The 1608-nt window shown below is 66.9% G+C and carries 1 protein-coding gene; it reads right to left on the bottom strand.

What is annotated here, in order from left to right; genetic code table 11:
- The coding region (locus B124_RS36980; RefSeq protein ID WP_496507404.1) for a polysaccharide lyase family 7 protein at positions 1-1608 on the bottom strand (1608 nt) is incomplete at both ends.

The raw sequence follows: 1608 nt of genomic DNA, 5'->3' as shown, positions 1-1608 counted from the left end.
GACCACCGGGTACTCAGATCGTCGTCGATGGTGTTGGCCGGCACGTTGCCGTCATCGGCGCTGGCCGTGACTCCCGTGACCGGCAGCGGCGCACCCGCAGAGCCGTCCGACGGCCCGACCGGATACATCCGGACCCAGTCGACCTCGTACACCGCCGGGCGCAGACCGCTGTCGCCGGTGAAGTTGTCGAGCTGGATGACGAGATTCCCCAGGGGCATCGTCTGGATGTCGCCCCGTTCGGAGTTCGCGCCGTCCGAGAACCGGAACCACTCTTCACCGTCGACGTAGCCGACCAGCGCCTCCGGCGTCCACTCGAACGCGAAGTTGTGCCACTGCGTCATGTCCACGGGGCAGAGTTCGGGGTGCTCCTTCTCGTCTGACGGGCTGTCCGGGTAGTGCAGGAACGCCGAGAGGCACTGCGCGTCGGGGTTCGAGTACTCGACCCAGTCGTACTCCCCGTTCTTGAGCCGGTCGCCGTGAGTGGGCCAGATCAGGTGCAGGGGGTGGTAGAGCCCGCCGCTGGAGCCGGTGTTCCGGGAGCGGGACCGGATCTCCCAGCGGCCGTACTGGGTGTCGACGTTCTGCCGGATCCATCCCGTGTCGCCGTTCGCCTCGCCGCGCATGGTCATGATGCCGTCCGCGACGGTGCTGTTCTTCCCGCACCGGCGGCCGTTCCCGGCGTGCCCTTCCCAGCACTGGGCCGTGCCGCCGACGGTGCCCGACGGCACGTCCCACTTCTCGGGGTCGACCGGGCCGGTGTAGTCGAACTCGTCGGAGATCGGAAGCGGTTCGCCCCAGTTGTTCCGGTCGGCCGCCTGCGTCGGGTCCTCGGCTCCCAGGCTGTCGTCGTGCGTGACGCTCAGATCGTAGATCTCCACCTGGCCGTAGTTGTCGTCGCTGCACGGCGACGAGCGTTCGCAGTTGGCCTGGGTGTACGCGCCCGCCTTGAAGTAGGCGCCGGAGAACTCCTCCGAGAGCGTGGTCTCCAGCTTGCCGTTGTAGTACGCCTTGATCTCGTCGTCGCTGACCACGAACTTCGCCTGGAACCTGGTGCCCAGCTCGTAGTCGTCGGTCACGAGGTGGTGATTGCTGTCGTCGGGCGAGGTGATGTAGAGCTTGGTGTCCTCCAGGCGGAAGACCGAGACGTCGTCGTCGGAGTCGTGGATCTGTCCGGCGACGACATCCGGCTTGTCTTCGGGAAGATCCGTGATGGCCTGGTCGATCACCATCGTGTGCGTGCCGGAGCCCGAGGACCAGCTCGCCTTGGTCTGCCCCGAGTCCGTCATCTCCCGCAGCTCCGAGCGGGGATAGTTGGAGCCACTGGTGGTGACCCCGTTGACGGCGGCGCGGAACTGGACGGCGTCGCAGTCCGCGGTCGTGGTGAACCACGGGTCGATAGCGAACGTGTCGAGTTCCGGCTGTTCGACGTTGGTCGGCGACTCTTCCTCGCCGATCGGCAGCCCGATGTACCAGTTCGTCAGGTCCAGCACGTCGGCCGGGTAGTCGCACGTGCCGCCGCCTCCGCCGTCCTCCCCGTGGACAGTCGTCTCGGTGATGCTGGTCCAGTCGTTGGAGGTGTTGCCGTGCCCGACGATGCGCACATAGCGG

It is taken from the genome of Streptomyces sp. CNP082 (genome assembly GCF_059570535.1).
The sequence above is the reverse complement of the archived record's forward strand: the minus strand, read 5'-3'. Positions and strand labels throughout refer to the sequence as shown.